The sequence below is a fragment of the Mycobacterium sp. 1245805.9 genome (genome assembly GCF_001672915.1).
Taxonomy (GTDB): domain Bacteria; phylum Actinomycetota; class Actinomycetes; order Mycobacteriales; family Mycobacteriaceae; genus Mycobacterium.
The window spans coordinates 22,473-39,139 of sequence record NZ_LZKR01000156.1; the positions used below are offsets into that span (position 1 = coordinate 22,473).

Below are 16,667 nucleotides of genomic sequence, written 5' to 3' on the forward strand. Positions count from 1 at the left end.
TTAGTCAAGGGGATTTCCGATGGAGTTCGAGAAGCGACTGCAAGACCGGCAGCGGTGGTCGATCGGCGAGGCCTGTTCGATGTCGAAGGTTCTCGAGTTGCTCAGCACCAAGACCGCCTTCCAGGTCGTTCGCGAATTGTTCTTCGGCACAACGCGCTTCGAGGACTTCGTGGAGCGGATCGGAACGTCGGCACCGGCGGCGTCGCGGGCGCTCAAACAGCTCGAGGCGGCGGGGATCGTTTCTCGCGTCCCCTATCGGGAACCGGGAAGCCGCGCCCGCGACGAGTACCGGTTGACCGAGGCCGGCGAGGACTTGCTGCCCGTGTTCATGTCCCTCGTGCAGTGGGGCGACGCCTATCTGCAGGACGGCCCGGCGCCCCTGTCGTTCGTCGACGCCGACACCGGCCGAGCAGTGCGGGTGCACGTCACCACCGACGCCGAGGCGCCCGGGAAGCGGTCGGCGGACATTCAGATACGGCGCACCGCCGGCGCGCGGTCTAGCCTCGCACCATGAGTCTGGTCGCCGGACGTGGTCCGCTGAGCACAGATCCGGCCGGGAGGTTCTCTGCGCCGATCCCCGCCGGCGTCGTCTACGTCGAGCCACACCCCCGGCGCGTGCAGGCGTTCGTCAACGGACGCGCGGTGATCGACACCGAAAAGGCCCTGATGGTGCATCGGCCGGGCCGCCCGCTCAGCTACGCGTTTCCGGCCCAAGCTGTCGGCGACCTGCCGAACGAGCCGGAGCCCGAGGCGCCGGGCTTCGTCCAGGTGCCCTGGGACGCGGTCGACACCTGGCTGGAGGAGGGGCGCAGGCTGGTGCACTACCCGCCGAATCCGTATCACCGGGTGGACTGCCGCCCGACGACGCGCCGCCTGCGCGTCACGGTCGACGGCACGACGCTGGTGGACACGGACGACACGGTGATCCTGTTCGAGACCGCGCTCGAGCCTCGCCTTTACGTCGACCCCAAACACGTGCGCACCGATCTGCTGCGGCGATCCGAGACGTCGAGCTACTGCAACTACAAGGGCTTCGCGACGTACTGGTCGGCGGGCCCGATCGACGACGTCGCGTGGAGCTACGAGGACCCGCCGCCCGAAAGCCTGCCCATCAAGAGCTTTTTCAGCTTCGACGCCGCGCGCGCCGATGTCGTCGCCGAGCTGCCGCTCAGCCACCGCCCCTAATCGCCCGACTCGTCTTTCAGCGCCCGCCCCAGTTGACGTCTCGCGGTGACTCCCAGTTTGGTGAACACCTTGCGCAGGTGGTACGCGACGGTATTCGAGCTGATGTACAACTGCGCGCCGATCTCGGCGTTCGTGGCTCCCCGCGCCGCCAATGCGGCGACCTGAACTTCCCTCGGCGTCAGCCCCGAAGAGTCTGCCGGGGAATGCCTTTCGCGCACACGCTCACCGGTCGCCTCCAGCTCCAGCCGAGCCCGCTCCCGAAAGGCTTCCATACCGATGGCGGCGAACATCTCGTAGGACGGTCGCAGCTGCGCGCGGGCATCGAGTGGGCGTCGCTCCCGGCGCAGCCATTCCCCGTAGACGAGTCGCGCACGGGCGGCGGCCGGACGAAGGTTCGTGCGGTCCAGCCGCTCGACTCCCTCGCGGTAGAGACCTTCGGCGGCCGCGTCACCACTGGCGAGCGCCCTCGAGCACGCCAAAGCCCCTAGCGCCCAGTCGGTATCGGCTGCATGGGCACTTTCGGTCAGCATGTGCAGGGCCCGGTTCGCGACGTTCGCCTGCCCACAACGCGTTGCCGCCTCTATCAACTCCGGCAGCAGGAAGTTCGCCCACAGCTCCTGGGGATGCTCGCTGCCCTCTCGGGCCGCGGCGAAGGCGTCCTCATACCGTCCGAGCCCATTGCACAACACCGCCGTTGCCAACTCAATCGAGGCCAAGCCCATCCCCTCGCCCCGCGCAACCGCATAGTGCCTGCCGGCGCGCATTAGCCGCCGGGCCTCGGCCTGGTCGCCCCGCCACGCCGCAAGAGGAAGCGCGGCGTAGGGAAACATCATCGTCGCCGTCGAGCCGGCGACCGAGTCCGCCTCGGCGATCAACCGCCGAGCCGTCGCGAAGTCACCGGTCCAAACGAGCGCCGCCGCATGCGACTGCAGCGCGACGGCCAGCGCACGCTCATCGCCTGCCTCCCGGGCCAGAGCGACCTGCCGAGCCGGGAGCAGCTGCCACGCCCGATGGTCCCAGGCGATGATTGCGGCGTGGCAGGCAAGCCAGAGCCATCGCGTCCCGTCGTGGTGGCGTGTTTCGTCCATGCGACAGAACGCGTCTACGGCCCGTCGGACCAGCCTCACTCCCCCAGCGCCATCGAGGACGACGGCCGTCAATCCATCCAACATGACATCGGTTGGGCGGGCGGGTTCCTCCGGGCGGGGCGCGGCCGCGCCGGCCACCGCCACTTCCAGAACACCGCGAGCCCCGGCCAGGCGGCCGGCGAAAAGGACCGTCGAGAGCGCTTCCAGATACAGCTCGCGCGCCAACCGGATATCGCGCGCCGTATAGGCGTTGGCCAGCTCAAGCAAGGCCGCGGCTGCGTCGCTGCCGAACTTGCAGGTGAACATCATCTCGCCGCGCAACACGGAAGGTAAGGCCTCGGCCTGCTCTATCACTGGCGCGTGCTGAGCAGGGTTCATCGGTGCGCTTGCCAAGGTGGCGATGACCGCGCGCTGCCGCATCCGCTGGGTGCGCTGACGAGGCCGCAATCGATGACTTCGCGCCCGCCCCAGTTCCGGGCGTAAATCACGTGGGAAGTGTATCGGCTGGACATCCCCCATGCGCGGGTCCGATTTGGTGCGACGGAACTTCACGGCGCCATGGCCGTCAACCGCACTCGACTACCAGGTGTTGAGGATTCAGCGGCCACCACGCCAAGTCACCATCGAGGTGAGGCATCGCCTGCGGGCATCGGCCTGATGGGAAGGAATGAGTTGCCATGACCACCGTCCGCACCGCGATTCTCGATCTGCTCCGCGCGCACAATTTGACGACCTGGTTTGGAAACCCGGGCTCTTCGGAATTGGCTCTGCTGCAAGACTTCCCAAACGATTTCCGCTATCTGCTGGGACTCCAAGAGATGGTGCCCGTCGGTATGGCCGACGCATACGCGCAAGTTACCGGCCGGCCGGCGCTGGTCAATCTCCACACCGCCCCGGGGATGGGGAATGCCCAGGGACAGCTGTACAACGCGTTCGTCAACAAAACGCCTTTGATCGTCACGGCGGGGAATCAGCGCCGGACGATGCAAAATCAATACTGCCTGCTGACCAACATCGAACCCACCTCGGTCCCGAAGCCATTCGTGAAATGGGCGGCCGAACCCGCCCTCGCCAGCGAGGCTCCTGCCGTATTGGCTCGCGCCATCCACCTGGCGACTACGCCGCCGACGGGCCCGGTGTTCGTTTCGCTTCCGATGGACGACATGCCAATCGAGCTCGACGAAGCGCAGGCGGGTGACGTCGCCACCATCCGAGACCGTTCGGTCACCTCCGTGTCGGGGTTCTCCGCCGAAGTCGCCGAGCAGCTCGTTACGCGGTTGGACGTCGCGCGATCACCGGCGTTGATCGTCGGTGGTGACGTCGAGCGCTACGGCGCGTGGGAGGCGGTAGTCGGATTGGCCGAGCGCACACAATCGCCGGTGTGGACGGCACCGCTGACCGGATGGAGCGGCTTCCCGGAGGACCACGCGCTGTATCAGGGCATACTGCCGCCCGGCGCCGGTTGGATCTCACGCATGCTTGCCGGACATGATTTCTTGTTGGTGATCGGTGCCCCGGTATTTCGGTACTACCCGCGGGTTCCCGGCCCGTACCTGCCCGAAGGCGCGACCTTGGTCCAGATCACCAATGATCCCGACGAAGCCGCCCGCGCCCCCGTCGGCGACGCCATCGTCGCCGACCTGGCCAGCGCTGCCCAGGCACTTCTCGCCGCGGCGAAGTCGACCAAGCGGGGTGCCCCCGCCCCGCGCGCAGCGATTCCGGACCTGCGACAAGCGCAAGCTCCCTTGGAGCCCGAGGCGCTTTGGACGGCGGTCGGCGTGGCCGCACCCGCGGAGACGCTGTGGGTCAGCGAAGCAGGTAGCAATGAGGTCGCGATCACGAACAGCATCCGGCCCGGCCGCCCGTTGTCGCACCTGTCGGCGGCCGGGGGCGGCCTCGGTTACGGGCTGCCCGCTGCAGTCGGGGCGCAATTGGCGGCCCCGGATCGCCCGGTCGTCGCTCTGATGGGCGACGGCTCAATGCATTACGCGATTACCGCATTGTGGACCGCGGCCCAGTACGAGATACCGGTCACCATCGTTGTTGCCTCGAACGGCGAATACGGAGTGGTCAAAGAATTCGGTGTGTGGGAGAAGACCCCCGCCGTTCCCGGCCTTGACCTGCCGGGGCTGGATGTCGTGGCCACCGCGGCCAGCTACGGTGTCGACGCGCACGAAGCCCAAACGACCGACGACATTGTCGAGATGGTGCGGGCCGGCATCGCCGATCGCCGTCGGCCCACCCTTATCAACGCCCGGACCACTCCAGTCCGGGCGTAGGCCTGTGCTAGCCGCCGTAGCTAGGACGCCCGAGCTTCAGGGAGTGCTGGGCGATCATGTTGCGGAACACCTCGAGGGTGCCGCCGTAGATGCCGAGCGGCAGCGCGAGCCGGTAAAGGTGTTCCGTCGCACCGTCGCTCGCGGCGCCATGGGCATCGGCGGGCAGCGCGGAGGCCGGGCCCAGGATGTCCATCAGATCCGGGGAGATGTCGCGCATGGTCTGCGCGATCGCGACGCGCCCGAACATCCCGGGCGCGGACAGCGCCGCCTCCATGCGCGCGACGGCCCGCCCGAGCCGGTACTTCACCGACTCGTCGTCCACCTCCGCAACGAGCGCCGCGACCGTGTCGACAACCTCGGCCATGATGTCGCCGTGCGCCGACATCGCCGCAACGTATTGCAGGCCATGGTCTTCCGGGTCGACCATGCCGTGCTCGGAGTCCAGCGCCGAGCGCATCACCGTCCAGCCGGCGTTGACCTCGCCGATGCGGTACAGGTCATCGACGCGCACGTCGCTGTAGTAGACGATGTTGGTGCGGTCGCCGTCCAGGGTGCGGAGGGCCTGAATCTCGATGCCCGGCGTATCGAGCGGCACGAGAAACATGGTGAGGTTCTTGTGTTTCGGTGCCTGCGGGTCGGTGTTGGTCAGCAGGAAGACATAGCGGGCGTTCTGCCCGTTCGAGGTGAACATCTTGGAGCCGTTAATGATCCACGCATCCCCGTCCCGTACCGCGCGGGTCTTGCAGGTGGCGACGTCGGAGCCGCCCTCGGGCTCGGTGTAGCCCAGGCACAGCCGGATCTCGCCGGACAGCACGCCGGGCAGGACCTTGTCGGTGAGCTCCGCCGCGCCGAACTGCTGCACCAGCCGCGCGACGACGGACGTGGTCCCCCAGTGATACCAGGGCGTGTGCGCCCGGGCGATCTCGAGGTGAAAGATGCGCCGGCGAACCGGGCTAAATCCGCCCTCGGACTCCTGCCGCCAGTCCGACGCCAGGTAGCCGGCTTCGCCCAGCGCCAGATGCACCTGCTCGTCGAAGTTTTCCCCGAACTCGCGCTGGCGCCGCAGCACTTCGTCAGTGACGTGCTTGGCGATGAAGGCCCGGGTTTCCTCAAGGAACTCCTGGTCCTCGGCGCTGAGCTCGACGGCTGAGAAGTCCATTTACATCGCGTCGATCACGAGCGTGCGGAACCGATCGAGGGTCTCGATCGCGTGCGCGATGCTGTCGCCCGGCAGGTGGACGCCGACCCACGTGACGCCCACGGCCGCAAGCTTTTCCAGGCCGCCGAGGTAGGCGTCCGCGTTGAAGTCGTCGGTCGCGGGGCTGCCGCCCTCGAAGTTGCTGAAGGTGATGTCGATCGCCGACCAGTCCCTGCCCGCCGCATCACAACGGCGCCGCAGGTCGTCAATGCCCTCGGTGAGGCGCTCGACCGAGTCGATGACCGCGGTCCCGGCGGTCTGGGCCAACTGCGGCGGGGCGGGAAACGGGCACCAGCCGTCGCCGTACTGGGCGACGCGCTGGCGGGCGGTGGTGGTGTTGCCGCCGACCCAGATCGGCGGACAGGCGACCGGCCTGGGGTGCGCGGTGATGCCGCGCGCGCTGAAATGCCTTCCCTCGAACGAGATATCGTCGTCGGTCCAGATCGCCCGGATCACCTGCAGCGCCTCGTCGAACAGCTCGGCGCGCTCGTCGTAGCTCACGCCCAGCGCCGCGAATTCCCGTTTCAGATAGCCGACGCCGACCGCGAGCGTGAAGCGGCCACCCGAGAGCAGGTCGAGCGTGGCGCCGGACTTGGCCACCACGAACGGGTTTCGGTACGGCAGCACCACGATGTTGGGAATCAGGCGCAGCGTCGTCGTCCTGGCCGCCGCGAAACCCAATGCGACAAAGGGATCCAACGCGTCGTGACCCCCGGCCTCCAGCCAGCGCTGCGACGGCGCGGGGTGGTCGGTGAAGCCGAAGCCATGCATGCCGGCCGCCTCGGTGGCCGCGGCCACCTTGCCGATGCCTTCGCCGCTGACCAGCTCCGGGTTGTACGGATGGCTGTGCATCGGGTGGGTGATGGTGAAGCGCATGGCGGTCAGAATCGTGCGCGGGAATCGATCGACGTGTCGCTGGTGCGCAACGGACGGATCAGCGCCTCCTGGGCGAAGGAGGCCAGCAGCTCACCCTCCTCGCTGTGTACCGTGCCGCGCACGTACGACATCCCCGCGCCGACCTGGGTGCTCTCGTGGGTGTAGAGCAGCCACCCCGCCCAGCGCACGGGTTCGTGGAACGCGACCGAGATGCTCATCGGCGCGGTGGACACGGTGAGGTGCGCCTGGCTGGTGCCGATGCCCGGGTGCGCCCGCATGGTCGTGGAGATGCCCAGGTGCCCGGTGAAGTAGGCGACGAGGGCCTTGGCGAGGTCGTCCCGGGTCGGGATCGGGTCGTAGTGCAGCCACGCGTACAGCTCGGGCGGCCCGACCTCGTCGGGGCTGTTGACGTCGACGACGTCGACGAGGCGCAGCTCGCGCCCGATCATCGGCATCGGCGAGTGATTGGCGTCCGCGGGCGGGGCCACGTCGGGGCGGGGCAGGTGGTGGCGGATGACGTCGCCGGTCGGGACGTCGGCCAGCACGGTGATGCTCAGGCAGCGCCGGCCGTTCTGGTGCACGGCTACGACGGCGGTGGCGGTGGACCGGCCTTCGGCCACGACGTCGAGGACGAGTTCAATCGGCGGGCCGACCGTCACGGCGCGGGAGAACACCGCGTGCGCCGAGCGCACCGACTTGTCGGGGAATCGTTTGGCCACCGCGACGATCGCCTGGGCGAGCACCTGGGTGCCCTCCACGACCTGCCGCTCGTCGCCGACGGCGATCCCGGTGTCGCCGGTGAAGCGATCCGGCCCGTCGGCCTGCACGTCGAACAGGTCCAGCAGACCCTGCACCGTCCACTCGGTCTGCTCAGATTCTGTGGTCAAATCCGGTCCACCTCCGCGCTCTCAACTCAGGGCTCAGCGTGACACTTTGCGTAGGATTTGTAAAGCTTGGCTAACTGACGCAGGGAGGCAAGACAATTGGGAATCGTGACGAGCACCTCGGAGACCGCCTTCACCCATTCCGCCGAGGCGGTGTACGACTTCGTCACCAATCCGGCCAACTGGACGAAGACCTATCCCGGCAGCGCGCACATCGGCAAGTTGCCGGAGCTTCCGCTGAAGGTCGGTGACACCTGGGAGGAGGCCGGCCCCGACGGCGACCGCATCTTCAGCTGGCAGCTGGCCATCGCCGACCGGCCCACGCTGTTCGTGTTCAACTCGGTGGGTCGGCTCGGGCACGACCGCCGGGGCGAGGGCGGGATGGAGGGCCGGATCACCGTCACGTACCGGTTCACCAGGCCGGGCCAGGACGTCACGCTGTTCGCCCGGACCATGACGATCGAGGCGTCCAAGCACGCGCCCTTGCCCGACGCGCTCTTCCAGCAGGCCAACCCGGCGCGGATCGACGCCTACCACGCGGCCGTGGCGCGCGAGCTGGGCGAGATTGACACCGAAGCACGTCGTACGTGACACTTTTCCGGTGTTTTGTAAAGGCGTGAGCGGATGATCCCGGAGCCGTTGGCCAAGGGGTTCTGCTTCGGTGAGGGCCCACGCTGGTTCGAAGGGCTGCTGTGGTTCTCCGACATGCTGGGCGAGGCCGTGCACACCGTCGACCTGCGGGGCTCGGTGACCACGGTGGCGCTGCCCGGGCGCTCCCCGTCGGGCCTTGGGTTTCGGCCCGACGGGTCCCTGCTGATCGCCTCGACCGAGGACCGGCAGGTGTTGCGCTACGACGGCGAAACCGTCGAGGCCGTCGCCGACCTGGCCCCCCTGACGCCGGTCAACCTGGGCGACATGGTCGTCGACGACGCCGGGCGCGCCTACATCGGATGCCAGGCGTTCTCCGGCGGCGCGATCATCCGCCTCGACACCGACGACGAACCCAGTGTCGTCGCCGAAGACCTCGACTTTCCCAACGGCATGGTGATCACGCCGGACCGAAAGACGCTGATCGTCGCCGAATCGACGGGCCGGCGGCTGACCGCGTTCACCATCGGCGACGACGGCGGGCTGAACGACCGCCGGATCTTCGCCGACGGCCTCGACGGCCCGCCCGACGGCATCGCGCTGGACGCCGAGGGCGGGGTGTGGGCGTCCATGACGCTGGCGCACCAGTTCGAGCGGATCACCGAGGGCGGCGCCGTGACCGACCGCATCGACATGGGCGAGCGGGTGGCGATCGCGTGCGCGTTCGGCGGTCCCGCGCGCCGCACGCTGTTCCTGCTGTCGAGCACCGACGCCTATCCGCAGCGACTGATCGGCACCCGGCTCTCCCAGGTGGACGCGGTAACGGTCGACGCCCCCGGCGCGGGCCTACCCTGACACCCGGAAGGCAGACGATGACCGACTCCTATTACGAGCTGATCGATGACGCCGACCCGCGGGGCGAGAAGTTCGCGGCGACCGATCTGGCGCGCGGCACCTGGTCGGCCGCCATCCAGCACGGCGGCCCCGTGTCGGCGCTGTTGGTCCGGGCGCTGGAACGCTGCGACCAGCGCGACGACACCCGGCTCGGCCGGGTCGTCATCGACCTGCTGGGCGGGGTGCCGGCCGAGGGCGACCTGTGGGTCAGCTCGCAGATGCAGCGGGGCGGCAAACAAATCGAGCTCGTCACCGCCGAGATGCTGGCACCCGGGCCCGACGGGGAACCCCGGCCGGTGGCGCGCGCCAGCGGCTGGCGGCTGCAACAGCTGGACACCCACGCGGTGGCCCACGCCGCGACTCCGCTGCCCCGGCCGCGGGCCGAGGCCCGCGATCGCAACCTCAAGGCGAGGGACTGGGATCGCAACTACGTGCACAGCCTGGACTGGCTGTGGCTGACCGAACCGCTGAGCGAGGGCCCCGGCGAATCCTGGATCAAGCCGACCGTCGACCTCGTCAAGGGTGAGGCCATGACCCCGCTCGAGCGGCTGTTCGCGGTGGCCGACTGCGCCAACGGCATCGGCAGCAAGCTGGACATCACCAAGTGGACGTTCCTCAACACCGACCTCGCGGTGCACGTGTTCCGGGTCCCCGACGGGGATTGGATCGGCATTCGCGCGGAGACCAGCTACGGGCCGGACGGTATCGGGACGACGGTGGGGACACTCTTCGACGAGGGGGGCGCGGTCGGCGCCATTCAACAATGCGTGCTGGTGCGAGGGCGCCCTGGCCGGGAAGCGAAAAAACAGTGACACACTCGCGATACTTCGTAAGGTTTCAGTTATGAGCCACCCGGCCCCCGCCGCGGACATCGACACCTCGACGCGTCAGCGCATCCTCGACGCCACCGCCGAGGTGCTGGGCCGCAACGGCAAGACCAAGCTCAGCCTGTCCGAGGTGGCCGCCCAGGCGGGCGTCTCGCGGCCCACGCTGTACCGCTGGTTCGCCTCCAAAGAGGAACTGCTGTCGGCGTTTTCGCAATACGAGCGGCAGAGCTTCGAGAGCGGCCTGATCCGGGCCACCGCAGGGCTGAAGGGAGCCGACAAGCTCGACGCCGTGCTGCGCTTCATCGTCGAGTACCAGCATTCGTACTCCGGAGTGCGGATGGTCGACGTCGAACCCGAGCACACCATCGCCCAGTTCGGCCGCGTCATCCCGCAGATGCGCGACGGCCTGCAACGACACCTCTCCGGGCCCAACGCGGCGGTGCGCGCCGCGACCGTCATCCGGATCGCGATCTCGCACTACATCGTGCGAAGCGACGACGCCGATCAGTTCCTGGAGCAACTGCGCCACGCCGTCGGGATCAAGGGCGGCTCCTGATCACATCCCCCGCGAGCGCGCGTGTTTGTACGGCGACACGCTGTATTACCCGTACAACTGCGCACCCTCGCGGACGAGAGGATCAGTCGAGCCGCACCACGACCTTGACGCGGCCCTTCTCGTCGCGGCTGGCGAGCGCGTGCCCGGTGCGGTCGGCGCCGTCGAAGTTCAGCAGTGTGATCGGCCCGCCCTCGCCGAGGAAGTTTCGCCACCACGTCTTGCTGTCGGGCGACATGACGTTGATGACGATGCCGTCGCCGGTGCGGCGGTACCCGACCGGGGTCTGGATCGTCCTACCCGTACGCCTGCCGACATAGCGAATTTTGATCAACCCGCGCCGTACCAGTGGCCCCACGACGGGTGCGTCGATCAAGGCATCAAAGACATTGTTGATGATTCCGGCAATGGGCGCGTCGAAGATTCCGAATGCCATGAACGCCAGCGTATGTCAGACGGCGTGATAAGGATCAGTCGAACAGCACAGCCGCGTTCAGGTAGCCGGTCGGATCCAGCGCGGCCTTGACCGCCCGCATCGCGGCGATGTCGGCGGGCTCGCGCGACATGCCCAGGTACGGCCGCTTGCGAGTGCCGACGCCGTGCTCGGAGCTGACGTTGCCCCCGCACCGCGCGATGAGATCCATCATCGGCGCATACAGCGCCTGCTCGCGTTCCGGCGGGCAACGCAGCACGTTGAGGTGCAGGTTGCCCTCGCCGATGTGGCCGAACAGCACGGGCAGCGCGTCGGGCGCATGGACCGCGACCAAATCGACCGCCTCCCCGGCGAATTCACCGACGGTCGACAGCGGCACCGACACGTCGAACTTCAGCGGCGGCCCGTACACGCCTAGCACGTCGGCGAGCGACTCCCGCACGCGCCACAACCGTTGCTGCGCAGCGACATCCACGCCGACGGCGGGCTCACTGGCCAGGCGCGCGCCCTCGAGCAGGTCGGCGAGCCGCTCCGTCTGGTCGTGGTCGGCGGCCAGCTCCACCAGCAGCAGCCAGTCGCCCTGCACGGGCGCACCGACGCCGAGGTGTTCGGCGGTCAGCGCCGCGGCCCGGCCGTCGATCAGCTCCAGCGCCGCGATCCCGTCCACGTCCCGAAACGTGCGGCCGGCATCGACCAGCGCCTCGAGTTCGGCGAAGCCGCAGACCGCCGTCACCCGATGCGCCGGCGTCGGGTGCAACCGCAGATCCAGCGCGGTGATCACGCCGAGGGTGCCCTCGGCACCGACGAACAGCGCCGGCAGGTCGTACCCCGTGTTGTCGCGGCGCACCTCGCTGTGGCGGCGCATCAGTGAACCGTCGGGCAGCGCCACCTGCAGGCCGAGGACCTGCTCGCCCATGTTGCCGTAGCGGACGGTGCGCAGGCCGCCGGCGTTCGTCGAGGCCATGCCGCCGACGGTGGCGGTGTCCCGGGCGGCCAGATCCACACCGAACACCAAACCGGCTGCGGCAGCGGCGTTTTGGACGACGGCCAGGGCGGCCCCGGCGCCGGCCGAGAGGCGCCGCTCGACGGTGTCCACCTCGCCGAGCGCGCCAAGCCGTTCGGTGGAAAGCAACACGTCGTCGTGCTCGGGGACGGTCCCGGCCACCAGCGAGGTGCGTCCGCCCTGCACCGTCACGTGCGCGCCCGCGTCGCGGCACACCCGCAGCACCTCGGCGACCTCCTCGGCCGTGCCCGGCCGCACCAGCGCGCTGGCCCGCCCCCGGTAGCGCCCGGTGTGATCGACGCTGCGGCCGGCCAGCACGTCTACGTCGGTGACAACGTGCGTGGACCCGACAACGTCAGCCAAACTGCGCAGCATCCCGCGGTTATAGCACCTAGAACTCTTTGTGGTTCACGTCGGTTATCAGCCCGCCGTCCATGACGAATTCGCTGCCGGTGGCGTACGACGACTCGTCGCTCGCCAGGAACAGCACGAACGTTGCGACCTCGCGGACTTGACCCGGACGGCCCAGCGGGATGGTGACCATGTCTTCCGGCAGGTGCGCGGTCATCGGTGTGCGGATGAAACCGGGGTGGATCGAATTCACCCGGATGTTCAACGGCGCCAACTCCAACGCCGCCGACTTGGCCAGCCCGCGCACGCCCCACTTGGACGCGACGTACGGGTGCACCATGGGCGCGCCGCGCAGGCCCTCGATCGACGACACGTTGATGATGGAGCCACCCCCGGCCTCGGTCATCGGCTCGACGGCCGCCCGCATGCCCAGGAAGGTGCCGGTCAGGTTGACGTCGATCACCTTCTGCCACTTGTCCAGCCTGAAATCCTTCAACGGCCCCAGCGCGACCGTGCCCGCGTTGTTGACCAGCACGTTCAGCTTGCCGAACTCGCCGACGGCGGTCGCGACGGCGGCGTCCCACTGGTCGGGCTGGGTGACGTCGAGGTGCACGTAGCGCGCGGAGTCGCCGAGCTCGTCAGCGAGTGCCTTGCCCTGGTCGTCCAGGATGTCGCCGATAACCACCTTGGCGCCTTCCTCGACGAGCAGCCGCGCATCTTCGGCGCCCATGCCGCCGGCGGCGCCACTGATCAGCGCTACCTTGTCGTCAACCCGTCCCATTAACCAGTCCTTTCGAATTTACTGAACTACCAAGTCTTTTGGCGCATAAAGGCCCTTACCGGTCACCAGCGGCAGATCCAGCGTCGTCCGGATGCCCGGCGGCGCCGCGATCACCGCCGGGATCGCGTTGACGATGCGGCCGGCGGCACCCGCGATCGCGGCGTGGTTGTGGTCGCCCTTGCGGCTGCTCGGAATGATGTCGACCGCGTAGGACGGCTCGCCGGTGATCTCGACGCGATACGAGCCGTCGCCCGCGGCGGGCTGCGGCAGGTCGGGGCGGAGGTCGGGCCGCAGCCGGGTGACGTGCTCGATGACGATGGCGGGGTGGCCGTCGACCATGCCGCGGATCTCGAACTGCAGCACGGCCAGCGTCCCCTTGGCGACGTGCCCCACAGCGATGTCGAAGTCCTCGGGTGCCGGCTCACGCTGGTAGGACTCGGTGATCTCGTCGACCTCGATGCCGAGTCCGGCCGCCAGCTGACGGATCGCCGTCCCCCACGCGATGCTGAGGATGCCCGGTTGCAGCAGCATCGGAATTTCGTCCAGGGGTTTGGCGAACCCCATGTAGTCCATCACCTCGACGCCGTTGTAGCTGGCGTAGTCGTGAATCTCCATGCAGCGCACCTGTTCGATGCGCTGGCAGGTCCCGGCCAGCGCGAACGGGATCAGGTCGTTGGCGAATCCCGGGTCCACGCCGCTGATGAAGATGCTCGAATTTCCTTGCCGGGCAGCATCTTCCACCCGGGCGATGTATTTGTCGGGCATGACGCCCCAGGGGTACTGCAGCAATCCGGGTGAGGATCCGACAACGTTGACGCCCGCGGCCAGGATGCGCATGACGTCGGCCATCGCGTCGGGCAGCCGGGTATCGCCCATGGCGCAATAGACGACGCACTCGGGCTTGGCGGCCAGGATGGCGTCGAGGTCCGAAACGGCGGCGACGCCCGTGACGGCGCCGGCGTCCAGGCCGACGCCGCACAGTTGTCCGGCGTCCTTGCCCACCTTCTCCGGCGTCGACACGCACACGCCCGTCAGTTCGAACTGGGGGTTGGTGATCAGCTCGGCCAGGGCAAGCCCTCCGACATTTCCGGTACCGACATGCGCGACGCGGATGGCCATGAGAGTCTCCGTCCCTCGAACGCTCGAAACGTTTCTAGACAGTAGTCCACAACTTCTGCGGCGCCTACGGCGCCGGGGCAGAATGGAAACGCTCATGGCGCAACGTGAGGACGTCCAATTCAGGTCCGGTGCCGACTGGATCAGTGCGTGGCTCTACCGGCCGGAGGGCGGTGGCGCCGCGCCGCTGCTGGTGATGGCGCACGGCCTGGGCGCGGTGCGGACCATGAGGCTGGACGCTTGTGCCGAACGATTCAGCGCCGCAGGTTACGCCTGCCTGGTGTTCGACTACCGCAACTTCGGCGACAGCGAAGGCCGGCCGCGACAGCTGCTCGACATCGGCATGCAGCTCGCGGACTGGGCGGCGGCGGTCGCCCACGCCCACACTCTCGACGGCGTCGATCACGATCGAATCGGCGTGTGGGGCACCTCTTTTGGCGGCGGACACGTCATCGCGACGGCGGCCCGGGTGCCGGGCATCAAGGCCGCCGTGGCCCAATGCCCGTTTACCGACGGCATCGCGTCGGCGCGCACGCTGAGCCCGATGATCTTCGGCCGGATCGGCGTCCTGGCCGCGCGGGACCTCATCGCGGCCCGGCTCGGCAGGTCGCCGGTGATGGTTCCCGCGGCGGGCCAGCCGGGTGAGGTTGCCTTGATGAACGCGCCCGACGTGTATCCCGGCTATATGCGGCTGGTCCCCGAGGGCCAGACCGTGCCCAACGAGGTCGCCGCCCGGTTCGCGTTGAAGGTCGCCGCCTACCGCCCCGGCCGGCTGGCCGCGAAGGTCGCCTGCCCCATCCTGTTCTGCGTCTGCGAGGCCGACTCGGTGGCTCCGCCGGTGCCGACGCTGCGCTATGCGGCGAAGGCGCCGCGCGGGGAGGTTCGGATGTATCAAGAGGGGCATTTCGAGATCTATGTCGGCGACGCCTTCGAGCGCGTCGTCGCGGATCAGCTCGCGTTTCTCGACAGGCACCTGAAACGTGTGAACGCTTAGAACTTGCGCAAAACGCCAAACTTACTGGCGGGACAGATTTACCCTCGGTCAATACCTAATACCCACGGTTGCGGATAAGTCCCGTTGGGCCGGGATGTGGTCCGTGGGGAAAGGACGGGGAGATGTCCGATTTAATTACTGTCCCTGAGACCTTGGCTTCAACGGCCGCCCATGTGCAAAGCATTGGTTCGGCGATCAACGCGGCCGGCGGCAATGCCGCGGCACCCACGACCGGTTTGCTGGCGGCGGCCGAGGACGAGGTGTCGGCCGCCATCGCGAAGCTATTCGGTGCGTACGGCACGGAATACCAGGCGCTCCTCGCGCAGGCCGCGGGTTTTCACAGCCAATTCACCCAGGCATTGGCGGCGGCGGCCGCCGCCTACGCGCAAGCCGAGGCGACCAACGCGGCCGTCGTCTCCGGGGTCTCGAACACACTGTTCGGCCAGACGGGGATCGGCGGCGGCGCGTCCACCGGTGGCGTCCCGCTGTCCGTGGTGCAACTGGCTCCGGGGGACCCGCTGTTCGCGTTGATCATGGGCGGCACCAACAATCCGGATCCCGACCCGTTCTATCTCAACAGTGTCTTCAAGGCGTACATACAGCCGAACTTTCCTGGCGTGACATCTCCGCCGATACCCGTCTTCACGCCCGAGCAGTTCTGGCCGGTGACGCCGAACCTCGGGAACATGACGTTCGGGCAGTCCGTCGCCAAGGGCGTCACGTTGCTGAACAACGCGATCACTTCGACGCTCAGCAACCCGAACAACAGCGCCGTCGTGTTCGGCTATTCACAGAGCGCGACGATCGCCACCAACGAAATCAGGAACCTGATGGCGGCCGGCTCCCCCTATCAGGGGCACTTGAACTTCGTGCTGATCGGCGATCCCAACAACCCCGTGGGGGGCATCCTCGAGCGCTTCCCCGGCTTCTACATCCCGTTCCTGGACGTGGCCTTCAACGGCGCGACCCCGCCAAATTCGCCGTACCCGACCTCGATTTACACGTACCAATACGACGGCATCGCCAACGCCCCGCAATACCCGCTCAACCTCGTCTCGGACCTCAACGCGTTCATGGGCTACTTCTTCGTCCACGGCTCCTACCCCGACCTGACGGCCACCCAGGTCGGCACCGCCGTCCAGCTGCCGACCTCACCCGACTACACCGGCAGCACGAAGTACTACATGTTCATGACCCAGAACCTGCCGCTGCTGGAGCCGATCCGCGCCATTCCCTATGCGGGCCCACCGATCGCCGACATCTTCCAGCCCGACCTGCGGGTGCTCGTCGACCTGGGCTACGGCGACTACGGACCCGGCGCCAACTACGCGAACATTCCGACCCCGGCCGGATTGTTCGACCTACCGAACCCGTTCGTGGTCATCCCCGACCTCGCACTGGGCGCGGTGCAGGGCCCCTACGGCGCGGTGGTCGAGATCGGGGTGGAGGCCGGACTGCTGTCGCCGTCGTACTTCCCGGACACCTACCCGTGGGTCCCGTCCATCAACCCCGGCCTGAACGTCTCGTTCGGCCAGTCCAGCACGACGCTGCTGTCCCTGTTGAGTGGGGCGACCGGCAACGTGCTTCATCTGATCCCGCCGCCCAATTTCGGCTGAC

General features: G+C 68.0%; 17 protein-coding genes. 9 read left to right on the forward strand and 8 right to left on the reverse strand.

The window, feature by feature from the left end; all coding sequences use genetic code 11:
* The first annotated feature begins 19 nt into the window (after positions 1 to 19).
* On the forward strand, positions 20 to 514 hold the full coding sequence (locus tag A9X00_RS20865) for a helix-turn-helix domain-containing protein (protein ID WP_067157798.1): 495 nt from the start codon (positions 20 to 22) through the stop codon (positions 512 to 514).
* Positions 511 to 1,185 (forward strand): DUF427 domain-containing protein, encoded by a 675-nt coding sequence (locus A9X00_RS20870; RefSeq protein WP_067157801.1) that lies wholly within the window; start codon positions 511 to 513, stop codon positions 1,183 to 1,185. The genes A9X00_RS20865 and A9X00_RS20870 overlap by 4 nt, the downstream gene beginning before the upstream one ends.
* On the opposite strand, the gene A9X00_RS20875 is transcribed toward A9X00_RS20870, so the two are convergent.
* A complete protein-coding gene (locus tag A9X00_RS20875) occupies positions 1,182 to 2,693 on the reverse strand; it encodes a LuxR family transcriptional regulator (RefSeq protein ID WP_067157804.1) in 1,512 nt (503 codons plus the stop codon). The genes A9X00_RS20870 and A9X00_RS20875 overlap by 4 nt on opposite strands.
* Positions 2,694 to 2,950: 257 nt before the next feature.
* Between A9X00_RS20875 and mdlC the strand changes: the two genes are divergently transcribed.
* Positions 2,951 to 4,552, forward strand: coding sequence for a benzoylformate decarboxylase (gene mdlC / locus A9X00_RS20880; RefSeq protein WP_067157818.1), 1,602 nt, complete (start codon positions 2,951 to 2,953; stop codon positions 4,550 to 4,552).
* Between the two features lie 7 nt (positions 4,553 to 4,559).
* Here mdlC and A9X00_RS20885 read toward each other — a convergent pair whose 3' ends face one another.
* The 3 genes from A9X00_RS20885 to A9X00_RS20895 are packed head-to-tail and all read right to left on the reverse strand — an operon-like array spanning position 4,560 to position 7,513.
* Entirely contained in the window at positions 4,560 to 5,711 is a 1,152-nt protein-coding gene (locus A9X00_RS20885) for an acyl-CoA dehydrogenase family protein (protein WP_067157821.1), read from the reverse strand.
* Positions 5,712 to 6,626 carry an LLM class F420-dependent oxidoreductase gene (locus A9X00_RS20890; protein WP_067157823.1) on the reverse strand — a complete coding sequence of 305 codons (915 nt, stop codon included), beginning with the start codon at positions 6,624 to 6,626 and terminating at the stop codon, positions 5,712 to 5,714.
* Between the two features lie 5 nt (positions 6,627 to 6,631).
* Complete coding sequence (locus tag A9X00_RS20895; RefSeq protein ID WP_067157827.1) at positions 6,632 to 7,513, reverse strand: acyl-CoA thioesterase II; 882 nt, start codon at positions 7,511 to 7,513, stop codon at positions 6,632 to 6,634.
* Between the two features lie 96 nt (positions 7,514 to 7,609).
* Here A9X00_RS20895 and A9X00_RS20900 point away from each other — a divergent pair, with 96 nt between their 5' ends.
* From A9X00_RS20900 to A9X00_RS20915, 4 genes are read left to right on the forward strand one after another with little or no spacing between them, the layout of a single operon-like run.
* Positions 7,610 to 8,101, forward strand: coding sequence for an SRPBCC family protein (locus A9X00_RS20900; protein ID WP_067157830.1), 492 nt, complete (start codon positions 7,610 to 7,612; stop codon positions 8,099 to 8,101).
* A gap of 33 nt (positions 8,102 to 8,134) precedes the next feature.
* Complete coding sequence (locus A9X00_RS20905; RefSeq protein WP_067157833.1) at positions 8,135 to 8,953, forward strand: SMP-30/gluconolactonase/LRE family protein; 819 nt, start codon at positions 8,135 to 8,137, stop codon at positions 8,951 to 8,953.
* 17 nt (positions 8,954 to 8,970) lie between these two features.
* Entirely contained in the window at positions 8,971 to 9,804 is an 834-nt protein-coding gene (locus A9X00_RS20910; protein WP_067157836.1) for a thioesterase family protein, read from the forward strand.
* A gap of 31 nt (positions 9,805 to 9,835) precedes the next feature.
* Positions 9,836 to 10,375, forward strand: a complete 540-nt coding sequence (locus A9X00_RS20915; RefSeq protein ID WP_067157839.1) for a TetR/AcrR family transcriptional regulator — start codon at positions 9,836 to 9,838, stop codon at positions 10,373 to 10,375.
* Positions 10,376 to 10,457: 82 nt separating this feature from the next.
* Here the strand turns inward: A9X00_RS20915 and A9X00_RS20920 are convergent, their stop codons facing one another.
* From A9X00_RS20920 to A9X00_RS20935, 4 genes are read right to left on the reverse strand one after another with little or no spacing between them, the layout of a single operon-like run.
* A complete protein-coding gene (locus A9X00_RS20920; protein WP_067157841.1) occupies positions 10,458 to 10,808 on the reverse strand; it encodes a hypothetical protein in 351 nt (116 codons plus the stop codon).
* A gap of 34 nt (positions 10,809 to 10,842) precedes the next feature.
* Positions 10,843 to 12,183 (reverse strand): FAD-binding oxidoreductase, encoded by a 1,341-nt coding sequence (locus A9X00_RS20925; protein WP_067157844.1) that lies wholly within the window; start codon positions 12,181 to 12,183, stop codon positions 10,843 to 10,845.
* 16 nt (positions 12,184 to 12,199) lie between these two features.
* Positions 12,200 to 12,940 carry a glucose 1-dehydrogenase gene (locus A9X00_RS20930; protein ID WP_067157846.1) on the reverse strand — a complete coding sequence of 247 codons (741 nt, stop codon included), beginning with the start codon at positions 12,938 to 12,940 and terminating at the stop codon, positions 12,200 to 12,202.
* A gap of 18 nt (positions 12,941 to 12,958) precedes the next feature.
* On the reverse strand, positions 12,959 to 14,059 hold the full coding sequence (locus A9X00_RS20935; RefSeq protein ID WP_067157849.1) for a diacylglycerol kinase: 1,101 nt from the start codon (positions 14,057 to 14,059) through the stop codon (positions 12,959 to 12,961).
* Between the two features lie 94 nt (positions 14,060 to 14,153).
* Between A9X00_RS20935 and A9X00_RS20940 the strand changes: the two genes are divergently transcribed.
* Both A9X00_RS20940 and A9X00_RS20945 read left to right on the forward strand, forming a co-directional pair.
* Positions 14,154 to 15,050, forward strand: a complete 897-nt coding sequence (locus A9X00_RS20940) for an alpha/beta hydrolase (RefSeq protein ID WP_067158082.1) — start codon at positions 14,154 to 14,156, stop codon at positions 15,048 to 15,050.
* Positions 15,051 to 15,172: 122 nt separating this feature from the next.
* Positions 15,173 to 16,666 carry a PE-PPE domain-containing protein gene (locus tag A9X00_RS20945; protein ID WP_067157852.1) on the forward strand — a complete coding sequence of 498 codons (1,494 nt, stop codon included), beginning with the start codon at positions 15,173 to 15,175 and terminating at the stop codon, positions 16,664 to 16,666.
* The last annotated feature ends 1 nt before the right edge of the window (position 16,667 follow it).